Below are 25,975 nucleotides of genomic sequence, written 5' to 3'. Positions count from 1 at the left end.
GCGTCAGAGCGCGAGGGTGAGCTGGGACTGGAAGCGCACGTCCTGCGTGTCGCTCCCGCCGCCTGGCTGGAGGCCGACCGTCACGACGTTCTGCAGCTTCAGCGCATGCCCGTGGAAAAAGACGTTCAATCCGCCCGCGACCTCGTGCCGGTCAGGCGCCGGACCTTCGGGCAGCAGGAACGAGTAGCGAACGACCGGCTCGAACCGGCCGGCGATGACGTGGCCCAACTGCGTGTAGTGCCCGATGCCGCTGAAGCGCTGGTCGGACCAATCCGAGCCGTCCTGGCGCGTGCCGACGTAGATGGCCGAGGTCAGCGAGGTCCCGTAGGATTTGAACATCGCGTCGACGAGACCGCTCGTGAACGACTGGTTGTCGCCGTCCGCATCGAAGTCGAGGAGGGCCGCCGCACCGATGCCGAAGCGCGGCGCTCCGCCCTCGAGATCGCTTTCACGGTACTGGCTCAATCCGCCGGTGTTGTAGCCGACGCGCATGCCGACCAACGGATGGGCTTTTTCCGGCACCACGTTGGGGCCGGCGCCGCTGAAGACACCCACCGAGTATTCGAACGGGTTGGACGTGCCGTTGTGCAGCATCACGCCGATGTCGGAGCTGTCTCCGAAGACGTCCGGGCCGACGGTCAGCGGTCGATCGATCATCGACATGCTGCTGGCTTGCGTGATGAAAGGCCTCGAGAAAGGCCGCTTCATCTGGCCCACGCTCACCGCGAGCCAGTCCGGCACGAACGTGTAGTCGAGGCTCAAGAACATGAGCTTCGGGCTGGCGCCGCTGAACTCGGCAACGAACAGGTAGTTCAGGTCCTTGCTGAATACGTTTCCAAGGAGGCCGATTCGAGCGCGATTGAGGAAGAAGGCATTCTCGTCCTCAGCAGGATCCTGAGCAGCGAATTGGGGCTGGAACAGACCGGAAATCCGGAGACGGTTCACTCCGTCGGCGCTGCGCAGTACGAAACCGTTGTCGTAACCCGAGCTCGGCGCCTGGGCAGCCGCTGGCACCTCCTCGGCAGGCGTCTCCGCCGCTGCGGCTCCGGGGCCGGCGAGTGCGAAGAGAGATGCAATCAATATGGCCTTTGTCTTCGTGTTCATGTCGTCACCAGATGGCAATAGGGGACCCGCGAGACGCGTGAGTCGCGTCTCGTGAGCTGTGTTTTGGCGAAGAGAGCGGGGGGCGGCGTAGGGACGCGCGTCAGGCCGCGGCGTCCGGAAGGCGCGACCTTGCCGGGAATGCGTGGCTTGCCGCCACGCAAGCGAGCGCAAGCAGGACGAGCGCTGCCGCGACCGCGAAGGTAATCCGCATGGCCGCTGCGATGGCCGGGGGAGATGCGGTCGTTACGTCGTCAGCGCCCGTGGCGAGGGCGAAAACGGCGCCCATGGCGGAGGCACCCGTGATGAGTCCGAGGTTGCGGGAGAGGTTGAGCGTTCCCGAGACGACGCCTCGCTGGCTCGAGACGACGTCGCGCATGACCGCGGTGTTGTTGGCCGCCTGGAAGAGCGCGTAGCTCGCCGTGACGAGCGCCACGGGAGCGACATACCCCGCAACGCCGAGAGGGGCGGGCAGGACCCCCAGGATCGTCGCACCGAGCGCGATACCGCCGAGTCCTGCGATCGTCATGCGCCGGGTGCCGAAGCGGTCGACGATGCGCCCCGCCGGAAAGCCGGTGAGGGCGGCGACGATCGGCCCGACCGACATCACCATCCCGACCGACCCCACGTCGAGGCCCAGCGCTCGTGCGAGGTAGAACGGCCCGACGACCAGCGTCGACATCAGCACCGTGGAGACGAGCACGTTGGCCGCGAGGCTCGCGCTCAATGCCGCATCGCGGAACATCGCAAGGCGGACCAGAGGCGACGCCGCCTTCGTCTCCGCGACGAGAAAGAGGGCGGCTCCGATTCCCGCAGCGAGGAGCAGCGCGACGTTCTTCACGCCGAAGTGCCCTCGGCCGAGGGTGACGGCGATCGCGTATGCGGCAAGCGTCATCGCGAGCAGCACCGTGCCGGCGTGGTCGAACGCGACACGCTTTGCCGGCGCAGGGCGATCGGCAGGCAGGAACCGGTACGCGAGGAGAACCGCGAGAAGGCCGAGAGGGACGTTGACGAGGAAGACGGCGCGCCAGCCGAACGAGTCGATGAGAGCACCACCCAGCGACGGCCCGAGGCCGGTTCCGATCGCCGATGTGGTTCCGAGCAGGCCCATCGCGCTGCCGGTCTTCGCCTTCGGCACGACCTCAGCCACGAACGCCATCGTGAGCGCCATCATCACGGCGGCTCCCAGGCCCTGCGCCGCACGCGCGGCGATCACCAGCCAGAGGGCCGGCGCGATCCCGCTCACGACCGAGGCTGCCGTGAAGACGACGATCCCCGCCCCGAGCAGCCGGCGCCTGCCGACGAGATCACCGAGTCGCCCGACGCTCACGATCGAGGACGTGATCGCGAGCAGGTACGCCAGGACGACCCACTGGACGGCAGGGAAGGTGGCCTGGAAGTCCGAGGCCAACGTCGGCAGCGCCACGTTGGCGATGCTGGTGCCGAGCGAAGAGAGGAGCATGGACAGCGAGAGGCCGGCGAGCGCCCATGAGGCCGCGCGCGTCGACTGCACCCGTTCGGTTGCATGGTCCTGTGAGAAGCGAATCAAAGGAGACTCCTTCGCCCGATGGCGGGCCGTCGATACATGCAAGGAGCGTAGGGGCGAGCCAGACATGGCGGAAGACGCACGAAACGCACTTCGATCGTGCGCGTGGCGCCATGTGTATGGGCCCACGTCACGCTCGCCGGGCGCGCACGATGCAGTCGATCGCCACCCGGGTCCCCTCTTCGGTCTCTACCGGCCGCTCGACGGTCCCTGCCTTCACGATCGCCAGTGCACCCGCCAGTGCGCCGACGACCTGCTCTGCGGTGTAGAGCACGTCCGCGCTGCGAGGCCCGCCGTAACCGCCGGCGAGATTGGTCGAGTCGTGACCGACGAGCAGGAAGGTGCCGCCCGGTGCGACCGCACGTGCCGCTCGCACGAGGATCGGGGCGAGATCGGCCCACGGGATCTGCAGGTAGACGAGCGCAACGAGGTCGTAGGCTTCGACCTCCGGCTCGTACTCCCGCAGGTCGGCGATCTGGAACTCGACCCGGTCGGCGACGTTCCGGCGCGCGGCGAGTTGCCTGGCCTTCGTGATTGCGACGTCGGAGAAATCGACCGCGCGCACGGACCAGCCCCGCTCTGCCAGCCAGACCGCATTGCGCGCCTCACCCGCGGCGAGATCCAGCGCGCGACCAGGCGATAGACCCTCGGTCTCCGCGACCAGGAAGCGATTCGCCCTGGCAGTCCAGATGAGTCCTTCTGCCGCATACCGCTGGTTCCAGTCTTCGCGTTCCATTCCGTTCTCCTGGCTCATGACCCGTGAAGTGGGCTTGCTTCCGCGAGGTTCACCCGCCGCGCGAGAGAGCGGAAGGCGCGCCAGCCGCACTGACTCCGTGCGTCTGGCGCCATCCCCGGCCCCGTCCGAGCGTGGATGCTTATGGTTCGAGCCAATTGCCGTGATCGAGCTGTGTCGGCGCTGGGCGCGCTCCGACCAGGGAAGGAATGCAAGAAGGGGGAGACATGACCTTCCCGAAGGAATCGGGAGGCGCGGCGCTTCGACACGCGTGGCTCCGGCTCACCGTCGAATCGGGTGCCCTCGCGGTCACCTACGTTCTCCTCGCGATCGCCAGCCTGCACGGACCGAGGCAAGGCCTACTCACCGCTTTCTGGCCCGCAGGCGGCGTAGCGCTCGCGGTGCTCGTCTGGCGCGGGGTCTCCCGCTGGCCCGGCGTCTTCGTCGGCATGCTCGTCGTTGCCTTCCTCTGGATCGCCGGGACGCCGCACGAGCCCGACGCCCAACCCTGGATCCTGGGCGTCGCGATGGCGGTGATGCGAACGGCGGGCACCGTGCTGTGTGCGGCGCTTCTCGTGGGTTGCGATCTGCATCGAGTCCCCGGCGTCGTCCGCTATCTCGTCGTCGCGGGATTGCTGTACCCGGCGATCACGACCGCGGGTACGGTCGCGTCCTTTGCTGTCGCCGGCTTCGACGCAGTTGCAGCGTCGTTGGCCGATTCGATCCGGGTCTTCTTCGTGCCCAACGCCACCGGCGCGATGGTGTTCGCCGCTCCGGTTCTCCTTCTCGTGGAGCGTCCGCGGGACCGTGTGGAGCGAGGCAGACTGGAGGCTCTGCTCTGCGCAGCGGCGGTGGTCGGAACGGCGGCGTTCGTCTTTCGTGAGTCGGGATCGCTGCCGCTCACCGAGCGGCCGTTCTACCTGACATTCCTCCCGCTCCTATGGGCGGCGGTGCGCTTCCACGTCCGCGGGGCGGCGCTGGGCGCGGTCGCCGTAGCGACGGTGGCACTCGCCGCCACGGGTGGAATCGCCGCGCCTCTCGACGTCGCGCAGCGCACCATCGCCGGCCTGCAGCTGTACCTCGACATGTTGGTCGTCTCCATGCTGGCCATCGGCGCCGCGGTGGAGGAGAGACACCACGCCGCTCGCTCCCTGGAACACGCCCGGCAATCGCTCGCGGAACAGGTGGAGGAGCGGACTGCCGCCCTGCGGGTCGCGCACGACTTCACCGAACTGGTGGTGGAGACGAGCGGCGCGCTGGCAGCGCTCTTCGACAGGGAAGGCCGCCTGCTCAGCGCCAATGCCGCGACCGAAGCGATCTTCGGTGACATGACCGGGCTGTCGCCGGCCGACTATCTGCCCGAAGATTCGGTGCCGATCTTCGCACGAGCGCTGCGCCGGGTGCGCGCGGGGCTCCCGTTCGAGAGCAGCGACATCGAGATGATCGATCGGGACGGCAGGCGGCGGCAGATTCACTGGACCGGAACGCCCTATCGCGGGGCGGATGGTCCCGTCGACCGCCTCCTCTTCACCGGCGTCGACTTCACCGAGCGCGTCGCAGCAGCACACGCGTTACGCGATTCGCTCGCCCTGCTTCGTTCAACCCTGGAGGCGACGGCGGACGGAATCCTGGTCGTGAGCCGCGAGGGACGCATCCTCGCGTGGAACCAGCGCTTCGCCGAGCTGTGGAACGTTCCGCGAGACGTCCTCGCCGCCGGGGAGAACGCCGGAGCCCTTCGTCATGTCCGTCCGCAGCTCGTCGATTGGCAGGGTTTCCACGAGCAGCTGGAGGCGCTGCATCGTCACCCCGAGGAGGAGAGTGCCGACGTGATCGAGCTGCGCGACGGCAGGATCTTCGAGCGATACTCCAAGCCGCAGCGCATCGGTGGGAGGATCGCCGGCAGGGTCTGGAGCTTTCGCGATGCGACCGCACGACATGTCGCAGAGGCCCAGCGGGATCGCCTCCTGGTCGAGGAGCGGCGGGCGCGGCTCGCAGCGGAACAGGCATTCACTGCAGCGCAGCAGGCGATCCACGTACGTGACGAGTTCCTCTCGATCGCCTCCCACGAGCTCAAGACGCCGCTCACGTCTACGAAAGCGCAGCTCCAACAGATGCGTCGTCTCATCGAGAAGGCCGGCGTCCTCGACGAACGGCGGCTGCGTGGACCGCTCGCCCTCACACACCGCCAGCTCGGCCGGATTCGCCAGCTCGTGGACGAGCTGCGCGGGATCTCCCGCCTCACCAACGAGCCGATCCGGCTCGAGCCAGTCCAGGTCGACCTGCGCGCGCTGGTCGTCGCGGCGGTAGCACGGCAGGCGGAAGCGGCAGCACGGGTAGGGGTGGAACTGGAGGTCGCGGACGGTCCACCGCTCGCCGCACATGTCGACCCGGCGCGGATCGCCCAGCTGCTGGGGACCGTGATTTCCAATGCGATCAAGTTCGGTGCGGGGCAGCCGGTCGACGTAGCGCTGGCGTCGGAAAGCGGCCGCGCGCGGATCGCCGTCACCGACCACGGGATCGGCGTCGACCGGGCCGATGCCGAGCGGATCTTCGAACGTTTCGAGCGGGGGGTGGACAGCAGGCACTACGGCGGCTTCGGCCTGGGCCTATGGCTTGCGCGGCGCATCGCCGAATCGAGCGGGGGGACGATCGCTGTCGAGAGCAGGCCCGGCGCGGGCGCCACCTTCGTGATCGAGCTGCCCGTCGCACCGGGTGCCGGCATCCTTCCGTCCGAGGAACTCACATGAAGCACGTGCTGCTCGTCGAGAACGCATGGGTCGCGGGGCTCTGCGTCGCCGCCTCGTTGCTCGCGCAGCTCTTCGTCTTCTCTCCAGCCGCTCTTCCGGTGCTTCCCGCTGGCCTGGGCATCGCGCTCGGCATCGCCGTCGCACGCGGTCCACGTGTGGCGATGGGCGTCTTGATCGGTGCGCTGGCGGGTAGTGCGATCGTCGCGTCGAACCAGCCGCAGGGCGCCAGCGGACGGGGGCTCCCCGCAGCCCTCTTGTTCGGGGCGGCGATCGCCGTAGCCTCTGTCGTGTGCGGCGCTCTGTTGCGCTCGCGTGGGCCCGCTTCGCGGTTGCTTTTCCACGTGCGCGGGGTGATCGCTTTGACCTTGGTGGGCGGCGTGCTCTACCCGACGCTGCTGACCGCGGTGCTCGCCGCGGAGAGCAGCATCGGCGGTCTGGGCCTTTCGTTGCTCCCCGCGAGCCTGACGAGCTTCTGGATCGCCGCGAGCGGCGCTGCGATGGTGGTGGCCCCGCTCGTGTTGGCAGCCCCCCAGCTGCGCGGTGCTCCGAGGAGGCCCTGGGAGATGGCGGCGTGTGCGACGACGCTCGTCGCTGCCTGCGTCTGGGCCTTCGGCCCTTCGGGCCCGTCGTGGCTCGGCCATGCGCCGGTGCACGTGCTGGTCCCGGTGCTCCTCTGGGCGGCGATTCGGTTCGGCACCAGAGGTACGGTGGTTGCCGTGGCGGCCATGGCGGTGGCAGCGCTGGCCACCACCGCTCTGCGCCTCGAGCCGGATGCAGGGGATGCGGCGATGCGTCGCCTCCACCTGGCGATCGTCGTCCTCTCCGGTGCCTTTCTGCTGCTCGCGGCGACCCTTCATGAGCGTGAAGAAGCCCGAAAGGCGATCGAGCGCGAGCGCGCCGAGCTCGAGGGGCGGGTTGCCGACCGGTCCGCCGCGCTCGAGGCGGAGCGGACGCTCAGCGAGCGCGTCATCGAGGCCACCGGCGTGATGCTCTTCGTGCTCGACCGACAGGGCCGGATCGTTCGGGTGAACGAAGCATCCACCAGTCTCACCGGGTACGCCGAAGAGGATCTTCTGGGAAGACCCTACGCCTCGCTCCGCCCGGACCGCGAGAGCGGCGCCTCTGCTGCACGCTTCGCGAAGCTGCTGCGGGGCGAGCGCGCCAGCGCCGGCGATGCGCACCTGCTCCGCAAGGACGGCAGCTGGCTCGAAGCGAGCTTCTCCAGCGCGCCTGTCCGGGGGGCCGACGGAAGCGTGGGCGGTGTGCTCATCACGGCGATCGATGTCACCGCCCGCAACGACACGCGGAGGCGCCTGGAGGAGGCGGTGTCGATCCTGCGTACGACCCTCGACGCAACCGCGGACGGCATCCTCGTGGTCGATCGGGAGCGTCGGATCGTCGCCTGGAATCGGCGCTTCCTGGAGCTCTGGGGGATAGGCAGCGAGCTGCTCGAGGACCGTGACGACGAGTCGGCCATCGCCTCGATCGTAGGCCGGGTGAAGCATCGGTCCGACTTCATGGAGCGCGTGCGCTGGCTCGAGCGCCACATCGACGCCGAGTCGGACGAGGAGATCGAGCTCGACGATGGGCGCATCTTCGAGCGCTACAGCCGCCCGCACCTCCTGGCCGGCGAGGTCGTCGGACGGGTGAGCAGCTTCCGCGACATTACGAGCCGGCGAAGGGCGGAGCAGGAACGCGACCGGCTTCTCGTCGAAGAAGGCGAAGCACGCCGGGCGGCGGAGGCGGCCTACGCCCAGGTCCGCGACGCGATCCGTTTCCGGGACGAATTTCTCGCGAGCGCGTCGCAGGCGATGGTGCCGCCGATCGACGCGATGGAGGGGGTGTTGGCGCGGATCGAGCGGCTGGCACCGGAGGAGTCGGCTGCGAAGGTCCTCCCGCTCATGGACCAGGCGCTGCTGCAGCTCGCACAGGTTCACGGTGTGGTGGACGAGTTGCTGCGCCTTCCCGAGGAGACGCAGCCGGTCCATTGATCCGCAGGCTGGGCGGCAGACCGGCAGACGGAGTCGGATCGCGCCTTTGACGTCAAGGGGCCGCATGGCTAACCTTGCCCGGTGTCTCCCCCCGATCTGAACCTTCTGCTCGCCCTCGAAGTGCTCCTCGAGGAGGGGAGCGTCGCCGCGGCAGCGCGCCGGATGAATCTCAGCGCATCGGCGATGAGCAGAACCCTGGCACGATTGCGGGAGACCACCGGCGACCCGCTTCTGGTCAGGGCAGGACGCGACCTGGTACCGACGCCGCGCGCCGCCGAGCTCCGCGAGCAGGTTGGCCGGATCGTGCAGGAAGCCGAGTCCATCCTCCGACCCGCTGCGCAAATCGACCTCGCGGAGCTCTCCAGGACCTTCACCCTGCGCACCGGCGAAGGGTTCGTCGAGACGTTCGGCCCGGCGCTCCTGCGTCGGGTGAGCGCGGAGGCTCCCCGCGTGATGCTGCGGTTCGTGCCGAAGCTGGACAGGGACAGCGCTCCCTTGCGCGGCGGGACGGTCGATCTGGAAACCGGTGTCATCGCGAAGGCGACGGGCCCCGAGGTCCGTGCGCAGGCGTTGTTCCGCGATCGCTTCGTCGGCGTGACGCGAGCGGAGCATCCACTCGCGCAGGGGGCGATCACGGCAGAGCGTTATGCGAGCGGCCAGCACGTAGAGGTCGCGCGGCACGCCGCGCAGCCGGGCGTCGCCTCGGCGCCGGTCGACGGCGCGCTGGAGCTTCTCGGACTCGAACGCCAGATCGTCGCCATCGTGGGCGGCTTCGCGACGGCGCTCGCTCTGGTACGCTCCACGGACATGATCGCCACGGTTCCGGAGCGGCATACGGCGCAGCTGCGTGCCGGGATGCACAGCTTTCCTCTGCCTTTTCGCACATCCGAGATGGTCGTTTCCCTGCTCTGGCATCCGCGCCTCGACGCCGACCCGGCGCATCGTTGGCTACGGCGGTGTATCAAGGATGTATGTGGACAGGAGCTCGGTCACCCGCTGATGTAGGCGCCGCCGATCTCCCGCCTCCACAGTGGTTCGGCGGCATCGCTGGTCTCTCGGGGGGGACGAGCCCGCGTACGGAACGCGGCGGCCGCGCGGTGGCACCGCTTGCCGCAATCGCGACTCCGGGCCGGCCCCCCATGACGAACGAAGGGGCCTCTACCGCGTCGCGCGGATCAGCTTCACCGGCCGCCCGGCGAAACGGGTGCGGCTCCCCTCGGCCTGGGCGAAGCCCGCCGCCCGCAACGCCTCGGCGAGCGACGCCGGATCCACCTCGTCGAAGTGGAGGCCGCTGCGCCGCCGCCGCTCCTGGAAATGCGCGTGCTCGGGATGCGCGGCGTCGTCGAACGCCTCGTCGAGCAGGAGCACCCGCCCGCCCTTCACGAGCACCCGCGCCAGCTCCCGCGCGGCGGCGTCGCGGTCGGTCCAGTGGTGGAGGGTGTTCACCGTCCAGAGCGCGTCCACGCTTCCGTCCGCGGCGGGGATCGCCTCGGCAGCGCCGTCCCGGACCTCGATGGCGTCGCCCTGCCGATGCAGGCGCCGCCGCAGCCCGAGCACCGTGCGCATGAAGGGCATGGGGTCGACGGCGAGGACCTGCGCGCCCCGCCTTGCCGCCACCGCCGTCGCTGCCCCGGCGCCAGCTCCCAGATCGACGACGCGCTCGCCGGGCTGGAGCGCGAGGTCGTGCACCACCGCCTCGTTCAGCTCGGAGTGCCACATCCATGGGAGGAGCCGCAGGTAACGAAGCGCCGCGCGGGCCCCCTGGTCGTGGTGATGGCCGTGGGCATGTCCATGGCGTTGGGGGTGATGGTGACCGTGGTGCGTCGTCATCTCTTCTCCGGCGCCGTGGCGGTCTCGGCCCGGGCCGCATCGACCGCCCGATCGACGGCGGCGAGGATCGAGCGCGCGTGCTCGAGGAAGGCGCGCCCGGGCGGCAGGAGCGTCATCCCGCGCGGCGTGCGCTCGAAGAGCGGCGTCCCGATCTCGTCTTCGAGCGCGCGGATCTGCCGGCTCAGCGGCGGCTGGGCGAGATGAAGCCGCTGCGCGGCGCGGCCCACGTTGCCTTCCTCGGCGACTGCAACGAAATAGCGGATCTGGGAGAGGCTCACGGCCGGAGTCTCGCCCCGAGCGCCGCCGGGGGCAATGGCCCAAGGCAGATCGAAAGGGTATTGGACGCCCCACGCCCCTTCGCCGCATGAAGGAGCGATGGCCATCGAGATCCTCAGCTCCTCCCAGATCGAGCGCATGCGGCGCGCCGGACGTGCAGCAGCCGAGACCCTCGCCTTCGTCGGCGCGCAACTGCGCCCCGGCATGTCCACCGCCGCGATCGATCGCCTCGTCCGGGAGGACACCGCCCGGCGCGGCGGTCGCCCGAGCCAGCTCGGGTTCCAGGGCTTTCCCGCGGCGGTCTGCACCAGCCGCAACCACGTCGTCTGCCACGGGATCCCGAGCGAGTGGGAGTTCCTCGAGCCGGGGGACATCGTCAACGTCGACGTGACCACCAACCTGGACGGCTACCACGGGGACAACAGCGCCACCTTCGTCATCGGCGAGGCGAGCGAGACGGCCAGGCGCCTGGTCGATGTCGCCCGCCGCTGCCGCGACGCGGGGATCGCCGTCATCCGCGAGGGTGCCCGCCTCGGCGACATCGGCGCTGCCATCGAGGAGCTCGCCCGCTCCGAAGGCGTGAGCATCGTCACCGAATTGGGCGGGCACGGCATCGGGCGGCAGATGCACGCCGAACCCCACGTCCCGCACACGGGCCGTCGCGGCACGGGCCCGCGCCTCAAAGCCGGCATGGCGATCACCGTGGAGCCGATGGTGAACCTCGGCGGCCCGGCGGTACGCTTCCTCGACGACGGCTGGACGGTGGTCACCGCGGACGGCAGCCTGTCGGCGCAGTGGGAGCACACGGTGGTGGTGACGCGGGAGGGGTGCGAGATCATGACGCAGCTCTGATCCCGAACGCCCTTTGCCGGAGATGCGGCTTGCCCGAAATTTCGCCCCGCGTGTCCAATGGGACGAGGCGCTCGCAGGTCCCGACGAGGGCGACGACGAGCGCCGGGGAGAGACGATGGCCAGGTACGTTTCGAGCCTCCAGGTGGCGGTGGTGGCGGTGCTTCTCGGTGGCTCGGGCTGCGCCACGCTGCGCATGGTGCCGCCCGGCGACGTGGCGCGGCAGAGTGAGGTCTTCGAGGCGACCGAGCGCAGCTCTATGACCGGCTCGTTCGTCGACGAGTCCTTCGTACTCGGGCCCTACCAGGTGGCCGAGGTGGATCGGGACTGGAACCGGGGGAGCGGCTTCAGCGTCGCCGGCTTCTCGAAGGACGATACCCGGACGGCCTACACGTTCCAGTTCGTGGACCGCGCGGAGAAGCTTCCCGCGCAGTGCACCTCGCTCACCGAGCGCAAGGGCCTCTCTCTCGGCAAGGCCGGCAGCTTGAGCTCCCAGGACGCGCGCCTCGTCTGCACCTGCGGCGTGGGCGACGGGGCTGCGCGGCTCGAGCTCGAGGACCGGCGCGGTGATCACGCCGGCCGGGTGGCGCTCGCCGGGCGCACCTTCGATCTCACCAGCGTCCACGAGACCACCGCGGCGTGGTCCCCCGGCGAGCCGGCGGGCTTCCGTGTCGACGGCGCCGAGGGGCCTGCAGCCGCCGTCGAGGTGCTGCGGCCCGGGCGCATCTGGCTCTCGAAATCGCTCGACGACGGCGAGCGCCGCCAGCTCGCCTGCCTGCTCGCCGGCGTGATGCTCTACGTCGAGCCCACGGACGATTGAGCTGCGGCGACGGTCGTCGCGGCCTGCCGATGCCACGAGTTCCGCAGCGACCGCGCGCACGTTGTAAGGCAGCGGGCGTGGGCATGGTCGCGAAGCGGGCGACCTGCTGCCCGTCGCGGTACCGGCGCTGTGCGTACCTCCCGGCGGCACTACGTTGTAGCGAGGAGGTTCGAGATGAGGCTTTCAGACGACGATCTGCACGGACGGAGCGTGATCGCAGCCGACGGGATGGCGATCGGAGAGCTCTCCGTTTTCTACTTCGACAGCGACACCTGGCAGGTGCAGTCGTGCGAGGTGAAGCTGCGCAAGGATGCGGCCGAGCGCCTCGGCGCGGAGCGGAGCATGTTCCGTGGCCCCGGAACGATCGAGATCCCCACGCGGCTCATTCGCTCCGTCGGCGATGCGATTCTCCTCTCGGTGACGATCGACGAGCTGCGCCAGGTTCTGCCCAGCGCGAGCGAGCCAGCGCCGGCCCCGTAGCGGCGGGCTCCGCACCAGACGAGGGCCGGACCCGCGCGCCGCCGCCGCTGCGGTGGCGCGCCCAGGCCCCGCCGTGCTACACGCCGGCCTGCCACTCGACGCTCCGATGGCGGCGCGACACCGACGTCGTGACCGTAGGGCGTCCCCGGGTGGCATCCGATCGACACGGCGCCATCCGGGCATCGACCACCCAGTCGTTGCAGGAGGCTGCCCGTGACCCCCACCGATCTCCCAATCCTCGATTTCGTTCTCGGCAACTACAAGAACTTCAACGCCCGCTCGACCCGCGACGCGATCCTCGCCTACTGGAAACACGTCGAGGGGGGCGGCCGGATGTACTGGGCCGTGGCCGGCGCCATGTCGTCGGCGCAGCTCGGCATCACCCTCGCGCCCGCGATCCGCGCCGGCCTGGTCCACGGCCTCTCGGTCACCGGCGCGAACCTCGAGGAGTCGCTCTTCCGCCTCGTCGCCCACCACGGCTACAAGGACTTCCCCGACTACCGCTACTTCACCAAGCAGGACGACACGAAGATCCTCGCAGACCGGATGCGCCGGGTCACCGACACCAGCATCCCGGAGGACGAGGCCTTCCGCGCGGTGGAGAAGATCATCGTCCCGATGTGGAAGCGGGCCAGCGAGAGCGGTGAGCGCAGGTTCTGGCACGAGTACTTCTACGACGTGATCCAGGCGATCGATCCCGCCGCGTACGAGGGGGATCCCGAGAGCTGCTGGCTGCTCGCCGCTGCGAAGGCCCGCCTGCCGCTGGTGGTCCCCGGCTACGAGGACTCGACCTTCGGCAACATCTTCGCCTCCTACGTGAAGTCGGGCGAGTGCAGCGCGAGCATCGCGAAGTCCGGCGTCGAGTACATGGCCGACTTCTACGACCGCTACCAGGCGCTCTCGGAAGGCGCAGGCGTCGGCTTCTTCCAGATCGGCGGCGGCATCGCCGGCGACTTCCCGATCTGCGTGGTCCCGTCGATCAAATACGACCTCGGGCAGCCGGTGAAGCCCTGGGCCTACTTCTGCCAGATCAGCGACTCGACCACCTCCTACGGCTCCTACTCCGGCGCCACGCCCAACGAGAAGATCACCTGGGACAAGCTCACCGAGCAGACGCCGATGTTCGTGATCGAGTCGGACGCGACGATCGTGGCGCCCCTCGTCCTCGGCGCCCTGCTCGAGTGCAAGGCCGATCCGGCTGGTGCCCGGGCGCTGATCACCCGCCACCTCGGCTGAGAGTTTGTGAAACAAACGCTCCAGCGAAGCCGAAGGCGAAGTGATCGCAAAAAGGAGCGTTTCTCGCGCGAAGCGCGAGCGAAGAAAGCGGGCCGGCGCTTGCCGGACCGATTTCTTCACACGCTCTGAGACGACGCAAAACGACGCCGCCCCCTGCTCGAAGGGGGCGGCGTCACCCTGGCGCAGGCCAGGATCAGTCGATCCAGAGGTACCAGATGTTCACGGCACTCCCTGCAGCGCCGCTCACCTCCACGTAGTGGGTCCCGGAGCTGGCTGCCACGAAGGTGAGCGCAGCGCAGCCGTTGTTCGGCGAGGCGTTGTCGTTTTCGTCGACGAGCCCGCCGTTGGCGTCGTAGACGCGCAGGTAGGTGTTCCGCCCATGCAGGAGTGTGTGGCAGGGGTTGCGGTTGACGTCGACCGCGGTGGCGAGCGTGTAGCTCGTCGCCGCCGTCACCTCGAAGGAGAAGACGTCGAGATCACCTGCCGGCGCGCTGCCGGTCGCGTAGCGGTAGGGGCTCAAGGTGTTGGCCGTCGCCGTGGTGTCGTTGGGCTCCGTCTCGGTGAAGAGCTCGAGCTGGCAGGCGCTGGAGCAGCTCGATGAGGTGCCGCGCGCTGCGCAGCTGTCCCCGCTCGAGCGCCACCACGGCGAGGTTGCCGGTGGCCAGCGCCTCTCCCTGGATCCGACCCAGCTCGTGCTGCACCGCGCGGGCGCGCTCGATGGCGAGCTGCTGCACCACCTCGGTGCGCGCGAGCTCGCCGCCTGCCTCGCCCAGGCGGACGACGCCGCGGCGCCAGGCGGCCGAGGGCGGTGACCGCGTAGGCGCGGATGCTCTCGAGGCGGCCGAAGCGCGGCGGGTCTGCCTCGTCGGCAGTGAGCAGCACCTTGCGGGCGGCGTGCCCGGGCGCCACGCGGAGCAGGGCGAGGCGCTGATCGATGCGCGCGGTCGAGCAGGGCGCGGGCGCCGGGATCGAGGTGCTCGCAGTTGTCGAGCACGATGAGAAGCTCGTCTCGTGCGGCGAGCGCGTTGCCGAGCTGCTCTGCGGGGGCCTCGCCACCGTGGGGCACGCCGAGCCGTGTTTTCCCACCCCCGGCGGTCCGAGGAGGGTGACGATTCGTTCGCCGTGGGTGAAGTGGCGCTGCAGCAGCTCGAGCTCGTGGCCCCTGCCCACGAACCGCGTGCGCTCCGGGGGCAGATCAGCTGCGAGGGTGCCGTACGACGGAAACAAGAGAAGGCCTCACCGCGTGCGACCATACCACGGAAGGGGAGGGCGGCTCCGGGTCCCGTGCATCTGCCGCGCAGCCCGCGGCCTTGGGCGGTGCCCGGCGCTGCAGCGAGGGGATGCGAGCAGCAGGCGGAATCAATCCTCGGGCTCGAGGATCCAGGGATGCGCCGCCGAGACGATCCCGCCGCACGGCGGCGGGAACTCCCACGTCCGCATCGCCCCCACGATGCAGCGGCCCACCTCCGGATCCTCGAGCTCCTCCGCCAGCCCCACCCAAACCACCCTGCCGCCGCGGTCGATGACGAAGCGCGCGACGACCCGGCCCCGCAGGTCCGGGCGCTGTTCGAGCTGTCGTTCGTAGCAGAAGCGCACGTCGCTCTCGTAACCGGCGAGCGTCTCCGCCAGCTCCTCCGGCGACAGGCCACCCCGGCCGTCGCAGGTGCCATCGCCCCGGAGCACCTCGGGGGGCCCCTCCGCGCGGAAGCGGAAGGCGAGCCGCGCCGGCCGCTCGCAGCTGGGCCTGGGAAAGCGCAGGCTGCGGACCACGTCGGCCACGCACTTCGCCTCGACCGCCTCGAGCCGCGCGCCCGCAGGTCCCGTCACCCAGTCGACGTAGCCCTCCCGGCTCACGGTGGCGACGACGACAGGCGCTGCCTCCGACGCCTCGAGGCAGCCGTGGAATTGCTGCAGCCTGCCCTCGAGCGCTTCGAGCTGCGCCCGTTCCGAGAGCTCGCCGACGTTCTCGAGGGCGCAGAGCGGTGCCGTCGCATTGCCACGCCCGTCCGGCTCCGCGTGGGTCCACCGCCCCGAGCGGCTGCATCCCGCCGCCACCAACAACGCCCCCACCGCCAGCAGCCGCCGCATCGCCGCCTCCGCACTTCATCCGAACGGTGGGCACGAAGCGCACAGGGGAGCGGGAGCCGACACCCTCGCCGGATAGGCCCGGCGAGGGGCGCCGCCCTGCAGCGCAAGGGCCGAGGCCCCACACCGATGAGTCGGGTGGCGCCGGACCGTCCAAGCCAGGGAACTGCCACACGAGGAGGACAACCATGAAGCTCGAGAATCGGACCGCAGTGATCTACGGCGGCGGCGGCGCGATCGGCGGGGCCGTCGCCAGGGCCTTCGCCCGGGAGGGCGCGCACGTCTTCCTCGCCGGCCGCACGAAGGAGAAGCTCGACAGGGTGGCCGCGGCGATCCGGGCGGAGGGCGGCAGGGCCGATGCGGACACCGTCGATGCCCTCGACGTGCGCGCGGTGGAGCAGCACGCCGACGAGGTGGCGGCGCGAGCGGGCGGCATCGACATCGCCATGAACGCCATCGGCGTCGCCCACGTGCAGGGCGTCCCCCTGGCGGAGCTCTCGCTCGAGGACTACGCCTTCCCGATCACCGTCTATACCTGGGCGAACTTCATCACCGCCCGCGCCGTCGCCCGCCACATGAGCCGGGAGCGTCGGGGCGTGATCCTCGCCCTCACCACGCCGGTCTCGCGCATGCCCGGCCCCGGCTACCTCGGCCACAGCGTCGCCTGCGCCGGCGTCGAGGCCCTCACCCGCCACCTGGCCGGCGAGCTCGGCTCCTTCGGGATCCGCGTGGTCTGCATCCGCTCCCACGCCATCCCCGAGGCGGTCGGCGCCGGATCGCACAGCGCCACGGTCTTCCGCCAGGTCGCGGAGCGCGCCGGCGTGCAGGCGGGCGAGGGGGGCGACATCGTCCAGACATCTCTCGAAGGCGCAGCAGCCGCCACGCTCCTCGGGCGCCTGCCGACCCTGGGGCAGGTTGCCGAGACCGCCGTCTTCCTCGCCTCGGATGGCGCCGGCGCGATGACCGGCGCGATCGCCAACCTCTCCTGCGGCTTCCTGCTCGACTGAGGTGGAAGAAGGCGAAGGCGCCACCGGCGCCGACTCGAGAAGACCGCCGTCACGCTCACCTCGTCCACCGGGCGTTCACCTCTTCCCAGCTCGGTGGCGGCCCGGGCAGCGGCGAACGTTCCCGGGACCGGAGTCCCTCGAGTGCGATGGCGAGGGCCCGCTGCCGCAAGCTGGCGGTGCGCGCCGGGTTGTCGACCCGGATGGCGGCGATCTGCTCGAAGAGGAGCGCGACGTCGGTGGGCTCCACCCCCTCCCGAATCGCGCCGGCCTGCTGCGCCCGCTCGAAGAGCCGAACGCTCAGCTCCCGCGCCCGCTCGGCGTCGGTGAAGAGCGCCGCCGTCGGTTCGAAGGTCCGGCGAGCCGCAGGGTGAGGGAGTGCGTATCCGCCTCGACGATCCGGCGCATGAAGCCCACGTACGCCTGCCACGGGTCACCCTCGTCCGCGTACGCCGCCTCCGCTGCCTCGAGGTAGAGGGCGAGTCCGTTGCCGCAGAGCTTGCGGAGCAGCTCCTCTTTGCTCGCATAGCGCCGGTAGAGGGCGCTGATCCCCACGCAGGCCCGCTCCGCCACCGCGGCGATCGGTGCGGCGGGATCGGCCACGAAGACTGCATGTGCCGCCTCGAGGATCCGGCGGTCGTTCTCGGCGGCCTGGGCGCGCCTTCCGCTATGTGGCGAATTTCCCATCGCTTTCTCTCACTCCTCGCAGGACGGCTTGACACAGCGACAAGCTCGGTCCCAAATATGGAACGGAATCATTCGTTCCGCATCTAGGTCCCCGAGGCGGCGCTCGAGGATCTGCGCGAGCGCCTCGCGAGGACCCGCTGGCCCGACCAGCTCCCCGGGGTGGGGGCGAGCTACGGGGCGCCGCTGCCCTGGGTGCAGGAGCTCGCTGCCTACTGGCGCACCGGCTACGACTGGCGCGCCGCGGAGGCCAGGCTCAACGCCCGCCCGCAATTCACGACCACGATCGACGGCCAGCGCATCCACTTCGTGCACGTGCGCTCGCCGGAGCCGGGGGCGATGCCGCTGCTCCTCACCCACGGCTGGCCCAGCTCCTTCGCCGACTACGAGGGCATGATCGACCGCCTGACCGATCCCCGGCGCCACGGAGGCGATCCCGCCGACGCGTTCCACCTGGTCATCCCCTTGATCCCGGGCTACGGCTTCTCGGGGCCGACCACCGAGCCGGGCTGGGACAGCGCACGCATCGCCAGGGCCTGGCACCAGCTGATGCGCCGGCTCGGCTACGACCGCTACGGCGCCCACGGCCATGACGCCGGCGCGGGGATCACCCGCGAGCTGGGGATCCTCCAGCCCGGGGGCCTCGCCGGTGTCCACATGCTGCAGATCTTCGCCTTCCCGACCGGCGCCCCTGGCGAGATGGAGAAGCTCACGCCCTTCGAGATGGAGGGGATGAAGATCCTCGCCGACTTCGAGAGCCGGGCGGGCTTCCGCGCGATCCAGTCGACCCGGCCCCTGACCCTGGCCTACGCGCTGGTCGATTCGCCTGCGGGCTTGCTCGCCTGGAACAGCGAGCTCTACACCAACTTCGGGACGACGGAGCTCGCGGTGGACCGCGACCTCTTCCTCACCCAGGTGACGCTCTACTGGCTCACCGCGACGAGCGGATCTTCGGCGCGCATCTACTTCGAGGACGCGCGGTCGAACGCCGGCTACCGCGAGGTGCCCAACCCCACGCCGACCGGCGTCGCGGTCTTCCCCCACGACTTCCGCTCCGTGCGCAGCTTCGCCGAGCGGGCGAACAACGTCGTGCATTGGTCCACCTTCGACCGCGGTGGCCACTTCGCCGTGATGGAATGCCCGGACCTGCTGGCGGCGGATCTGCAGACGTTCTTCCGCCGCTTCCGCTGAGCAGGGAGGACGGAAATGTCGAGACGAGACGAAGCGACGCTCTGCCCACGGGCGCTCAACCGCGCCCTGCTCGAGCTCACGATCCGCAACCTCCTGCCGCTGGTGCAGATCCCGCCCCGCGGCCTCTGGCGCACCAGCGGCCAGCCGGTGCTCGCCACCGCGCAGCAATGGCTGGGCAAGCCACTCGCCAGGCGGCCCTCGCTGCAGGCGCTGATCCGCCGCTACCTCGCCGCCTTCGGCCCCGCCACATCCGCACCGGTGCGCCTCGTCGCCCCCTTCGACAACCTGGTGCTCTCCCACGCCGATCGCGGCCGGATCGTGCCCGAGCCCTTGCGCCGCACGATCTTCTCCTCGAAGAACGGCCAGATCCCCGGCACGGTGCTCCTCGACGGCTTCGTCGCCGGTACCTGGCGCCTCGAGCAGCAGCGGCAGCGCGCCGTGCTGCAGCTCGAGCTGCTGCGGCGTCCGTCGCGCCAGGAGCGCACCGCCCTCCGGGACGAGGGCGAGCGGCTCCTCCTCTTCGCCGCGCCGGAGGCCGCCCATCGGGAGCTGCTCTTCTGAAAGGTCAGCTGCGCTCGCGCTCGAGCGCGGGTGCCGGAGGCCGCGGCGTGAGGTTGTAGGCGGTGTTGATCAGGCCGACGTGGGAGAAGGCCTGCGGGAAGTTGCCGAGCTGGTGACCCGCGATCGGATCGTATTGCTCCGCGAGCAGGCCCACGTCGTTGCGCAGGGCGAGCAAGCGCTCGAAGAGGGTCCTCGCCTCGTCGAGCCGACCCTGCATCGCGTAGTTGTCCGCGAGCCAGAAGCTGCAGAGCAGGAAGGTCCCCTCGCCGGGAGGGAGGCCGTCCTGGCACTCGGCGGTCTTGTAGCGGAGCAGCAGCCCCCCGTGCAGCAGCTCCCGCTCGATCGCCGCCACGGTGGAAATCACGCGGGAATCGTGGTGGGGCAGGAAACCCACGAGCGGCATCATCAGCAGCGCGGCGTCGAGCTGGGGGCAATCGTAGGACTGGGTGAACGCCTTCTTCGCGGCGTCCCAGCCCCTGCTGCAGACCTCCCGGTGGATGGTGTCGCGGCTCACCCGCCACCGCTCCACCGGACCCTCGAGGCCGCTGCGCTCCACCGCCTTCACCGCCCGGTCGAAGGCGACCCACGCCATCATCTTCGAGTGGGTGAAGTGCCGGCTCGGACCGCGCACCTCCCAGAGCCCTTCGTCCGGCTCCTTCCACTTCGATTCGAGCAGGTCGAGCAGCTCGCGCTGCAGGCGCCAGGCGTTGGCGCTCGGCGGGATCCCTGCTTTCCGCGCCACGTGGAGCGCGTCCATCACCTCGCCGTAGACGTCGTGCTGCCGCTGCTTGATCGCCGCGTTGCCCACCCGCACCGGCGCCGAGCCGGCGTAGCCGGGGAGCCAGTCGAGGGTGAGCTCCGGCAGCCTTCGCTCGCCGGCGACGCCGTACATCAGGTGGAGCTGTTGGGGTGAGCCGGCCACCGCGCGGAGCAGCCACTCCCGCCACGCACAGGCCTCCTCCCGGTAGCCGCTCGACAGGAGCGCGTAGAGGGTGAAGGTGGCGTCGCGCAGCCAGGTGTAGCGGTAGTCCCAGTTGCGGACGCCGCCGATGTGCTCGGGCAGCGAGGTGGTCGGCGCGGCGACGATTCCACCGGTGGGCGTGTAGGTCAGCGCCTTGAGCGTCAACAGCGAGCGCATCACCGCCTCGCGCCACGGGCCCACGTGCGTGCAGCGCGAGGACCAGCGCTGCCACCAGCTCTCGGAGAGCGCGACGGCCGCCTCCGCGTCGATGGCTGGCGGCGGGGGCTCGTGGGAGGGATGCCAGGTGAGGACGAAGGGGACCCGCTGCCCCTCGTGCACGGTGAAGTCGGCGACGGTGGTGAGGTTCTCGCCGTGGTGCTCGACCGGCGTGCGCAGCTCGAGGGCGTCGGGGCCGCCCACCGCGCTGAGGACACCATCGACCCGCCGCACCCACGGCACGACCCAGCCGTAGTCGAAGCGGATGACCAGCTCCATCCGCATCGGGACCGCGCCCTCGACCCCCTCGACCACGCGGACGAGGTTGGGGATCTCCTCGTCGGGCGGCATGCAGTCGATCACGCGAACGGTACCGTCCGCCGTCTCGAACTCGGTCTCGAGGACGAGGGTCTCGCCGCGGTAGCGGCGCCTGGTGGCGCGCACTTCGCCCGCCGGCCGGAGCAGCCACCGGCCGTTGTGCGGATCGCCGAGGAGCGCGGCGAAGCAGGCGCCGGAATCGAAGCGGGGCAGGCAGAGCCAGTCGATCGATCCGTTCCGGTTCACCAGGGCCGCGGTCCGCGTGTCTCCGATGAGCGCGTAGTCTTCGATGGGCAATGGCGCCTCGCCGGCGATCGTGGACCCACGAGAGCTAAGTCGTCCCGCCGGTTGGTGCAACCGCTGCACCGGCAGCGGGGCGCTGCTGGTCGGCCGCCGCACGCTCCGCCCCGGGGGTGAGAACGAGCAGCTGGACTCTTCCACCTGCCAGAGGGCGGTGGCTCGCGATGCGGAGGCCGGCGCGGGCCGCTTCCTGCCCGAGCGCCCCGTCGAGGATCTGTTGCGTGCCTGCGGGCGCCGGCTCGAGCCGGGCCAGGAGGGCCCTCCAGGCAGCGCCTGCCAACGGTCCGGCGGGCAGGGCCCACTCGAGGACGCCGATGCTGCCACCGGGACCGAGCGCAGCAGCAGCGCGGCGCAGCAGACGGAGCCGTCCTGCGGACTCGGAGCTGTGGAGCACGAAGGAGAGCACCACGCGGTCGAAGTTCGTCCCGATCTCTGCTTCGAACACGTCGCCGCGGACGAAGGTGGCGCCAGGCGCACGTCGACGCGAGGCCGCGAGCATGTCGTCGAGCCTGTCCACGGCGCAAACCTCGGCGCCTGCAGCCAGCAGGCGGGCCGTCACCTGGCCGGTCCCGCAGCCGAGCTCGAGCACACGCTGGCCGGGACGGACGTCGAGCGAATCCACCAGCGCCTGTCGCAGCCTGCCGCTCCCACCCCAGCGGAGGAAGAGGAGCGTATTGATTGCATCGTAGAGCGTGGCGGGGCTCATCTGGCGCCCGCTTCCCGCGTCGCCGCGTAGGACCGATCCCGGCGCTGCAGCAGGCCGGTGAAGAAGGCGGCCCACCAGATGAAGAGGAGCTGGAGCGGGATCCGGAACCAGAGATAGGCGGGACCGTGGCCGCCGTAGCCGACCGAGGCCAGCGCCGAATGGATGTTGGCGGGAAGGACCGCGAGGAAGAAGAGGACGAGGGTCCAGCCCAGGATCGGCGTGGGCCGGGCGACCAGCAGCACGGCGAAGGCGAGCTCCGCGACGCCCGTCGCGTGCACGAGGTGGACCGGCGCCGGGAAGGCCGGCGGGATCATCGCCGCCAGCGCCTCGGTGGAGGTGAAGTGCGCGCTCGCGGTCAGGATCAGCATGGCGGCGAGGGCCAGGCGGCCGGGCAGGGTGCGGTCACGCGGGTGGCGCAGCACGAGGCGCGCCAGGGCATAGGTCAGCAGCAGTGCGATCAGCGGGGCCATCTCTTCCTCCGTGGCAACGACCCCGAATCTGCAGCTCCGAGGGGTCCGTGTGCTTGAACGGACCTGCTGCGATCTGCTGCAGGGCGGCGCAAAGGCGCTAAACTTTGCGGATGGAGCTCCCCGCAGCTGCGCCGCTCACCATCTGGCCCCCGCTCCTCGCCGCTGCGGCGCCGGGTACGGTGAGCGAGCCCCACCGGCACCACAACCTCCACCTCGTGCTCGCCCGGGCAGGCACGCTGCGGGTACAGGTCGGCGGGGAGAGCCGGGCGGCTGCCGGGCTCCTCACCGGTCCGGACGTCGAGCATGCCGTCGATGCGAGCGGCTGCGACGTGCTCCTGCTCTTCGTCGATCCGGAGTCGGTGCCCGGCGCCCGCCTGGCCGCATCGATCGAGGGGGGCGCCTCCTTCCTCGACGATCCAGCCCGCAGCGCGCTCCTCGCCGGCCTGCCGCCTGCGCCGGGGCGGGACGAGCTCTCGGCCTGGGCCGAGCGCGCCATCTCCCGGCTCGCCGGAGGTCCGTGGGAGCTGCCGCGCATGCACCCGCGGGCGCGCGAGGTGGTGCGCGCGATCCGCGACCAGCTCCCCGACCGCGAGGTCTCGCTCGAACGCCTCGCGGAGCGCGTCGGCCTCTCGCCCTCCCGTCTGCTGCACGTCTTCACGGCGTCGGTTGGCATCCCGATCCGCCCCTACGTTCGCTGGGTGCGCTTCCAGCTGGCTGCCACCGCCATCGTCGCGGGGACGCCGCTCTCGGAGGCGGCGGCGGCGGCCGGTTTCGCGGACGCCGCCCACATGACCCGCACCTTCAAGGAGATGTTCGGGCTGACGCCCTCGGCGCTCCAGCGCCGCAGCCGTCGTTAGTCGCGGGCGAGGAGCGGGCTCGCCCTGCCGCTCCAGCCGAGGGCGAGCTGGTGCGTGGCGCGGGTGATCGCAACGTAGAGCGCTCGCCGCGACGCCGGGGTGTCGGGGAAGGAGCGGGCGTCCGTGTCGGCCACGATCACCGTGTCGAATTCGAGGCCCTTGGCTGCGAGCACCGAGACCACGTGGGTCGCGCCGGGACGGAGCTCCTCCGCGCCCACCACGGGCGTCGCCCTGGCGAGCAGCCTGGTGAAGCGCGCGGCGTCGCGCACCACCACGCCGATGGTGATCGCGGGATCCTGCTGCCGCAGGGTGCGGATCTCCTCGACGATCCAGGCGACGACGTGGCTCTCGTGGCCCTGCGGCGCGAAGCGCACCGCCTCCGAGGGGCTGGCTGCGCCGTCGCCTGCGATGGCGTGGGCGAAGTCGGCGATGGGCGGCGGGCAGCGGTAGCCGATCTTCAGCTCCGCCCGCGCCGCCTTCGGCACGCCGAGATCTGCGAGCGTCGCCTCCCAACCGCGGAAGTTGGCGCTGGGATCGACCTGCTGGCCCGCGTCGCCGGCGACGATGAGCGAGCCGCGGTGGGCGCGGCCGATGAGCTCGAGCTCGAAGGGACCGAGCTCCTGCGCCTCGTCGACGAAGAGCAGATCGAAGCGCTTCGGCTCCAGCGCCTTCCTGCCGCCCAGCGCTGCGTGCATCTTGTCGAGGGCGAAGAGAACGGGCGGATCCTCGGGATCCATGGTGCCGGCGTCGGCGAGATCGGTGCCCTCGTCGATCGCCTGGCCGTCCATGGTGGTCAGCGACTCGGCGTCGCTGCCGGCCCACTCCTCCTCGGTGCTGGCGGAGAGCTGCGCGGAGGTGTGGGCGAGGACCTCGTCGATCTGCGCGATCGGCACGACGGGATCGGCGTGGGCCGCCATGAGCTCCAGCAGCGAGCGATCGCTGAAGAGCTCGCCGAGATCGGCGATGCCGATCGAGCCCTTCTTCCCCTTGCGCTCGAGGAGCTTCTTCATCGCCACGCGCAGGGCGGGGTCGCGCTTGATCCGCACCACGCCCGCAGGGGCGTAGCGGCTGTCCCTGGTGGGGAGATCCTGGAAGACCCGGCGGGCCTCGATGGCGGCCCAGCGATCGAAGCTGTAGACCGGCACGCCGCGGACGCCCAGGCGATCGAGCATCGACTCGATCCGGTGGCGCAGCGGCTCGGTGGGCACGATCACGCCCGCCTTCCACTTCGGGTTCTCGGTGAGGAGCTTCTGGATCCGGTGGACGGCGACGGTGGTCTTTCCGGCGCCAGCCTCACCGAGGACGAGGGCCGCGCTGCGGGCGGGCAGGTCGACGATCGCCTGCTGCGCTGCATCGAGCTTCACGGTGCGAGGCCGGCGGTCGCCTTCCCGCGGCCGGAGCACGGGCTCGATCGGCTCGACGACGAGGCCGTCCGCGCCGCGGCGGCAGCGGCCGTTCTCGGTGATCACCTCGACCAGCTCCTCGCCCTCGATCCGGAGCAGGTTGCGCTCGAGGACGCGGCCCTCGAGCAGACGCTCGCCCAGCTCCAGCTCGTACTCGTCTCCCTCGCGGGTCTCGAAGAAGACGTCGGCCAGGGGGGCGCTCGCCCAATCGACGATCGGCGGCCGCGCGGAAGGCGCCCCCGAATCACCGAGCAGGATGTCGCGCGTTCTGCCGTCGTTCTCGATGCGCAGGTGGGCGGCGACGGGACGGGGAGCTGCCTCCGCCAGGGAGCGGAGCGTTTCGAATCGACGATGGAGCTGGGTTGCCACGGCTTCCTCCGGCGGGCGCATAGACCAGAACCCCGCCGAACAAACAAGCTTGCACCCGGATTTCGCCGTGGCGTCGGCGCTGGCGGCCCCAGCGGATCGACGGCAGGCGCGCTATACCTTGCTCGTTCTGGCGGCTCCCTTGCGAACGAAGTAGGCGACGACGGCGAGAGCCGCCGCAAAGAGGAGCAGGTGGATCGCAAACCCCGCCACCTCGGCGAAGAGGACGACCAGGAGCCAGACCACGAAGAGCGCCACAGCAAGCCAGAGCAATGCCATCGGGAATCTCCTTTCACGATCAGGCTAAACACGGCGGGTGCGACGGGGGCAGCCCACGAGCGTGCGTCCCCCGGCGCGGTTCGCGGCCAGGCGTACCAGCCGTTTCAGGCCTCGCGCCGGAAGCGGAGGCGCGAGCGCTCGCGCGCTTTCTCCGCCTCGATTTCGCGGTCGCGCGGCTGGGCGGTCGTCGAGAGCGACGCGAGGAGGACCCGTGCGCTTGCCGCCACCTCCTCGACTGCGCGATCGAAGGCCTGCTGGTTCGCCTGCGAGGGCTTGTTGAAGCCGCTCAGCTTCCGGACGAATTGAAGGGCGGCGGCGCGGATCTCCGCGTCGCTCGCCGGCGGCTCGAAGTTGAAGAGCGTCTTGATGTTGCGGCACATGGCTCACTCCCTGCCGCAACCTATGGAGCGGTCCGCGGCCTCGGCTCCGATGAGAGCAGAGCGAGCGGTTCTCCGGTAGGCGGTGCGTCGGAGCGGCGGGAAAGCCGCTCAGGGGTGGGCGCCTTCGTATGCGCCGGTCGTCGAGCCGCGGCGCAGCTGATCCACCATCGCGTCCTCGATGGCGAGGATGTTGCCCCACGGATCCTTGAACCACGCGCTCTTGAAGCCATCCATCGTGGCGACGCCGTCGACGGTCTTCAGCCCCATCTCCGGCATGTCGTATTCCTCGAAGCGCACGCCCTGCTTGCGAAGCCGAGCCACCGTCTCCTCGACGTTCTCCACGGTGAACGCACACGCCGTGGCGGTGGAGCCGGAGACGCTGGGCCGCTCGTAGACCAGCAGCGGCGATCCGTTGCCGACGCGGAAGAGCGCGGCGTCCTCCTCGCCGGGTGTCTCGATCTCCTCGAAGCCGAGCAGCTGCCCGTAGAAGCGTCGCGCCTCCGCGAGGTCCGTCACCGCGAGCGTCGGTATCGCCATCGTCCTGCCGATCCCCATGGCTCTTCCCCCTTCGGCCGCTCACCCACG

General features: G+C 70.5%; 27 protein-coding genes and 1 pseudogene. 12 read left to right on the top strand and 16 right to left on the bottom strand.

Annotated elements, in window-relative coordinates:
* Positions 1-3 precede the first annotated feature (3 nt).
* The 3 genes from ACESMR_RS10225 to ACESMR_RS10215 all read right to left on the bottom strand — a co-directional run bounded on the left by ACESMR_RS10225 (position 4) and on the right by ACESMR_RS10215 (position 3,383).
* On the bottom strand, positions 4-1,104 hold the full coding sequence (locus ACESMR_RS10225; RefSeq protein ID WP_373046957.1) for a porin: 1,101 nt from the start codon (positions 1,102-1,104) through the stop codon (positions 4-6).
* Positions 1,105-1,204: 100 nt separating this feature from the next.
* Entirely contained in the window at positions 1,205-2,650 is a 1,446-nt protein-coding gene (locus ACESMR_RS10220) for an MFS transporter (protein ID WP_373046956.1), read from the bottom strand.
* A gap of 127 nt (positions 2,651-2,777) precedes the next feature.
* Positions 2,778-3,383, bottom strand: a complete 606-nt coding sequence (locus ACESMR_RS10215) for an SAM-dependent methyltransferase (protein ID WP_373046955.1) — start codon at positions 3,381-3,383, stop codon at positions 2,778-2,780.
* Between the two features lie 224 nt (positions 3,384-3,607).
* Here ACESMR_RS10215 and ACESMR_RS10210 point away from each other — a divergent pair, with 224 nt between their 5' ends.
* The 3 genes from ACESMR_RS10210 to ACESMR_RS10200 all read left to right on the top strand — a co-directional run bounded on the left by ACESMR_RS10210 (position 3,608) and on the right by ACESMR_RS10200 (position 9,123).
* The gene (locus tag ACESMR_RS10210) at positions 3,608-6,127 is read left to right on the top strand and encodes an ATP-binding protein (RefSeq protein ID WP_373046954.1); all 2,520 of its coding nucleotides are present in this window, start codon (positions 3,608-3,610) and stop codon (positions 6,125-6,127) included.
* Positions 6,124-8,118: a PAS domain S-box protein gene (locus tag ACESMR_RS10205; protein WP_373046953.1), complete on the top strand. Its 1,995-nt coding sequence runs from the start codon at positions 6,124-6,126 to the stop codon at positions 8,116-8,118. Before ACESMR_RS10210 ends, ACESMR_RS10205 begins: the two co-directional genes overlap by 4 nt.
* Before the next feature lie 81 nt (positions 8,119-8,199).
* Entirely contained in the window at positions 8,200-9,123 is a 924-nt protein-coding gene (locus ACESMR_RS10200; RefSeq protein WP_373046952.1) for a LysR family transcriptional regulator, read from the top strand.
* Between the two features lie 153 nt (positions 9,124-9,276).
* On the opposite strand, the gene ACESMR_RS10195 is transcribed toward ACESMR_RS10200, so the two are convergent.
* Together ACESMR_RS10195 and ACESMR_RS10190 are read right to left on the bottom strand one after the other, a co-directional pair.
* Positions 9,277-9,837, bottom strand: coding sequence for a class I SAM-dependent methyltransferase (locus ACESMR_RS10195; protein WP_373046951.1), 561 nt, complete (start codon positions 9,835-9,837; stop codon positions 9,277-9,279).
* Between the two features lie 107 nt (positions 9,838-9,944).
* Positions 9,945-10,226: a LysR family transcriptional regulator gene (locus ACESMR_RS10190; protein WP_373046950.1), complete on the bottom strand. Its 282-nt coding sequence runs from the start codon at positions 10,224-10,226 to the stop codon at positions 9,945-9,947.
* A gap of 97 nt (positions 10,227-10,323) precedes the next feature.
* Between ACESMR_RS10190 and map the strand changes: the two genes are divergently transcribed.
* The 4 genes from map (at position 10,324) to ACESMR_RS10170 (ending at position 13,609) form a co-directional block, all read left to right on the top strand.
* A complete protein-coding gene (gene map / locus ACESMR_RS10185) occupies positions 10,324-11,076 on the top strand; it encodes a type I methionyl aminopeptidase (protein WP_373046949.1) in 753 nt (250 codons plus the stop codon).
* Positions 11,077-11,191: 115 nt separating this feature from the next.
* Positions 11,192-11,893 carry a hypothetical protein gene (locus ACESMR_RS10180; protein ID WP_373046948.1) on the top strand — a complete coding sequence of 234 codons (702 nt, stop codon included), beginning with the start codon at positions 11,192-11,194 and terminating at the stop codon, positions 11,891-11,893.
* A 174-nt stretch (positions 11,894-12,067) separates the two neighbouring features.
* On the top strand, positions 12,068-12,373 hold the full coding sequence (locus ACESMR_RS10175) for a PRC-barrel domain-containing protein (RefSeq protein ID WP_373046947.1): 306 nt from the start codon (positions 12,068-12,070) through the stop codon (positions 12,371-12,373).
* A gap of 213 nt (positions 12,374-12,586) precedes the next feature.
* The gene (locus tag ACESMR_RS10170) at positions 12,587-13,609 is read left to right on the top strand and encodes a deoxyhypusine synthase family protein (RefSeq protein WP_373046946.1); all 1,023 of its coding nucleotides are present in this window, start codon (positions 12,587-12,589) and stop codon (positions 13,607-13,609) included.
* Positions 13,610-13,802: 193 nt separating this feature from the next.
* Here the strand turns inward: ACESMR_RS10170 and ACESMR_RS10165 are convergent, their stop codons facing one another.
* Positions 13,803-14,129 (bottom strand): PPC domain-containing protein, encoded by a 327-nt coding sequence (locus ACESMR_RS10165; RefSeq protein ID WP_373046945.1) that lies wholly within the window; start codon positions 14,127-14,129, stop codon positions 13,803-13,805.
* Between the two features lies 1 nt (position 14,130).
* Between ACESMR_RS10165 and ACESMR_RS10160 the strand changes: the two genes are divergently transcribed.
* A complete protein-coding gene (locus ACESMR_RS10160; protein ID WP_373046944.1) occupies positions 14,131-14,421 on the top strand; it encodes a hypothetical protein in 291 nt (96 codons plus the stop codon).
* A gap of 547 nt (positions 14,422-14,968) precedes the next feature.
* On the opposite strand, the gene ACESMR_RS10155 is transcribed toward ACESMR_RS10160, so the two are convergent.
* Positions 14,969-15,697, bottom strand: coding sequence for an AgmX/PglI C-terminal domain-containing protein (locus ACESMR_RS10155; protein ID WP_373046943.1), 729 nt, complete (start codon positions 15,695-15,697; stop codon positions 14,969-14,971).
* A 185-nt stretch (positions 15,698-15,882) separates the two neighbouring features.
* On the opposite strand from ACESMR_RS10155, the gene ACESMR_RS10150 reads away from it, so the two are divergent.
* Complete coding sequence (locus ACESMR_RS10150; protein WP_373046942.1) at positions 15,883-16,701, top strand: SDR family NAD(P)-dependent oxidoreductase; 819 nt, start codon at positions 15,883-15,885, stop codon at positions 16,699-16,701.
* A 55-nt stretch (positions 16,702-16,756) separates the two neighbouring features.
* On the opposite strand, the gene ACESMR_RS10145 is transcribed toward ACESMR_RS10150, so the two are convergent.
* Together ACESMR_RS10145 and ACESMR_RS10140 are read right to left on the bottom strand one after the other, a co-directional pair.
* A complete protein-coding gene (locus tag ACESMR_RS10145) occupies positions 16,757-17,002 on the bottom strand; it encodes a hypothetical protein (RefSeq protein ID WP_373047114.1) in 246 nt (81 codons plus the stop codon).
* On the bottom strand, positions 16,999-17,385 hold the full coding sequence (locus tag ACESMR_RS10140; RefSeq protein ID WP_373046941.1) for a TetR/AcrR family transcriptional regulator: 387 nt from the start codon (positions 17,383-17,385) through the stop codon (positions 16,999-17,001). The genes ACESMR_RS10145 and ACESMR_RS10140 overlap by 4 nt, the downstream gene beginning before the upstream one ends.
* A gap of 99 nt (positions 17,386-17,484) precedes the next feature.
* Between ACESMR_RS10140 and ACESMR_RS10135 the strand changes: the two are divergent.
* Both ACESMR_RS10135 and ACESMR_RS10130 read left to right on the top strand, forming a co-directional pair.
* Positions 17,485-18,573, top strand: a pseudogene (locus ACESMR_RS10135) (epoxide hydrolase family protein); the annotation flags it as partial.
* Between the two features lie 15 nt (positions 18,574-18,588).
* Entirely contained in the window at positions 18,589-19,134 is a 546-nt protein-coding gene (locus tag ACESMR_RS10130; RefSeq protein ID WP_373046940.1) for a DNA glycosylase AlkZ-like family protein, read from the top strand.
* A gap of 4 nt (positions 19,135-19,138) precedes the next feature.
* Here the strand turns inward: ACESMR_RS10130 and ACESMR_RS10125 are convergent, their stop codons facing one another.
* From ACESMR_RS10125 to ACESMR_RS10115, 3 genes are read right to left on the bottom strand one after another with little or no spacing between them, the layout of a single operon-like run.
* Complete coding sequence (locus tag ACESMR_RS10125) at positions 19,139-20,944, bottom strand: glycoside hydrolase family 15 protein (protein WP_373047113.1); 1,806 nt, start codon at positions 20,942-20,944, stop codon at positions 19,139-19,141.
* A gap of 16 nt (positions 20,945-20,960) precedes the next feature.
* A complete protein-coding gene (locus ACESMR_RS10120; protein ID WP_373046939.1) occupies positions 20,961-21,635 on the bottom strand; it encodes a class I SAM-dependent methyltransferase in 675 nt (224 codons plus the stop codon).
* Positions 21,632-22,105, bottom strand: coding sequence for a hypothetical protein (locus tag ACESMR_RS10115; protein WP_373046938.1), 474 nt, complete (start codon positions 22,103-22,105; stop codon positions 21,632-21,634). The genes ACESMR_RS10120 and ACESMR_RS10115 overlap by 4 nt, the downstream gene beginning before the upstream one ends.
* A gap of 110 nt (positions 22,106-22,215) precedes the next feature.
* On the opposite strand from ACESMR_RS10115, the gene ACESMR_RS10110 reads away from it, so the two are divergent.
* Positions 22,216-22,962 carry a helix-turn-helix domain-containing protein gene (locus tag ACESMR_RS10110; protein ID WP_373046937.1) on the top strand — a complete coding sequence of 249 codons (747 nt, stop codon included), beginning with the start codon at positions 22,216-22,218 and terminating at the stop codon, positions 22,960-22,962.
* Here ACESMR_RS10110 and ACESMR_RS10105 read toward each other — a convergent pair.
* From ACESMR_RS10105 to ACESMR_RS10090, 4 genes are all read right to left on the bottom strand, one after another.
* Positions 22,959-24,734, bottom strand: a complete 1,776-nt coding sequence (locus tag ACESMR_RS10105) for an ATP-binding domain-containing protein (protein WP_373046936.1) — start codon at positions 24,732-24,734, stop codon at positions 22,959-22,961. The two genes, ACESMR_RS10110 and ACESMR_RS10105, sit on opposite strands and share 4 nt — an antisense overlap.
* A 111-nt stretch (positions 24,735-24,845) precedes the next feature.
* The gene (locus ACESMR_RS10100; protein WP_373046935.1) at positions 24,846-25,010 is read right to left on the bottom strand and encodes a hypothetical protein; all 165 of its coding nucleotides are present in this window, start codon (positions 25,008-25,010) and stop codon (positions 24,846-24,848) included.
* A 104-nt stretch (positions 25,011-25,114) separates the two neighbouring features.
* Entirely contained in the window at positions 25,115-25,390 is a 276-nt protein-coding gene (locus ACESMR_RS10095; RefSeq protein WP_373046934.1) for a DUF2277 domain-containing protein, read from the bottom strand.
* A 108-nt stretch (positions 25,391-25,498) separates the two neighbouring features.
* The gene (locus ACESMR_RS10090; protein ID WP_373046933.1) at positions 25,499-25,945 is read right to left on the bottom strand and encodes a VOC family protein; all 447 of its coding nucleotides are present in this window, start codon (positions 25,943-25,945) and stop codon (positions 25,499-25,501) included.
* Positions 25,946-25,975: the final 30 nt, after the last annotated feature.

The sequence above is a fragment of the Vulgatibacter sp. genome, assembly GCF_041687135.1.
Taxonomy (GTDB): Bacteria; Myxococcota; Myxococcia; order Myxococcales; family Vulgatibacteraceae; genus JAWLCN01.
The sequence above is the reverse complement of the archived record's forward strand: the minus strand, read 5'-3'. Positions and strand labels throughout refer to the sequence as shown.

Coding starts and splice junctions, on each gene's coding strand:
- ACESMR_RS10225 (WP_373046957.1), bottom strand. CDS start 1,104: ATGAACACGAAGACAAAGGCCATATTGATTGCATCTCTCTTCGCACTC.
- ACESMR_RS10215 (WP_373046955.1), bottom strand. CDS start 3,383: ATGGAACGCGAAGACTGGAACCAGCGGTATGCGGCAGAAGGACTCATC.
- ACESMR_RS10210 (WP_373046954.1), top strand. CDS start 3,608: ATGACCTTCCCGAAGGAATCGGGAGGCGCGGCGCTTCGACACGCGTGG.
- ACESMR_RS10205 (WP_373046953.1), top strand. CDS start 6,124: ATGAAGCACGTGCTGCTCGTCGAGAACGCATGGGTCGCGGGGCTCTGC.
- ACESMR_RS10195 (WP_373046951.1), bottom strand. CDS start 9,837: ATGTGGCACTCCGAGCTGAACGAGGCGGTGGTGCACGACCTCGCGCTC.
- map (WP_373046949.1), top strand. CDS start 10,324: ATGGCCATCGAGATCCTCAGCTCCTCCCAGATCGAGCGCATGCGGCGC.
- ACESMR_RS10180 (WP_373046948.1), top strand. CDS start 11,192: ATGGCCAGGTACGTTTCGAGCCTCCAGGTGGCGGTGGTGGCGGTGCTT.
- ACESMR_RS10175 (WP_373046947.1), top strand. CDS start 12,068: ATGAGGCTTTCAGACGACGATCTGCACGGACGGAGCGTGATCGCAGCC.
- ACESMR_RS10155 (WP_373046943.1), bottom strand. CDS start 15,697: ATGCGGCGGCTGCTGGCGGTGGGGGCGTTGTTGGTGGCGGCGGGATGC.
- ACESMR_RS10150 (WP_373046942.1), top strand. CDS start 15,883: ATGAAGCTCGAGAATCGGACCGCAGTGATCTACGGCGGCGGCGGCGCG.
- ACESMR_RS10140 (WP_373046941.1), bottom strand. CDS start 17,385: ATGGGAAATTCGCCACATAGCGGAAGGCGCGCCCAGGCCGCCGAGAAC.
- ACESMR_RS10130 (WP_373046940.1), top strand. CDS start 18,589: ATGTCGAGACGAGACGAAGCGACGCTCTGCCCACGGGCGCTCAACCGC.
- ACESMR_RS10120 (WP_373046939.1), bottom strand. CDS start 21,635: ATGAGCCCCGCCACGCTCTACGATGCAATCAATACGCTCCTCTTCCTC.
- ACESMR_RS10115 (WP_373046938.1), bottom strand. CDS start 22,105: ATGGCCCCGCTGATCGCACTGCTGCTGACCTATGCCCTGGCGCGCCTC.
- ACESMR_RS10110 (WP_373046937.1), top strand. CDS start 22,216: ATGGAGCTCCCCGCAGCTGCGCCGCTCACCATCTGGCCCCCGCTCCTC.
- ACESMR_RS10100 (WP_373046935.1), bottom strand. CDS start 25,010: ATGGCATTGCTCTGGCTTGCTGTGGCGCTCTTCGTGGTCTGGCTCCTG.
- ACESMR_RS10095 (WP_373046934.1), bottom strand. CDS start 25,390: ATGTGCCGCAACATCAAGACGCTCTTCAACTTCGAGCCGCCGGCGAGC.
- ACESMR_RS10090 (WP_373046933.1), bottom strand. CDS start 25,945: ATGGGGATCGGCAGGACGATGGCGATACCGACGCTCGCGGTGACGGAC.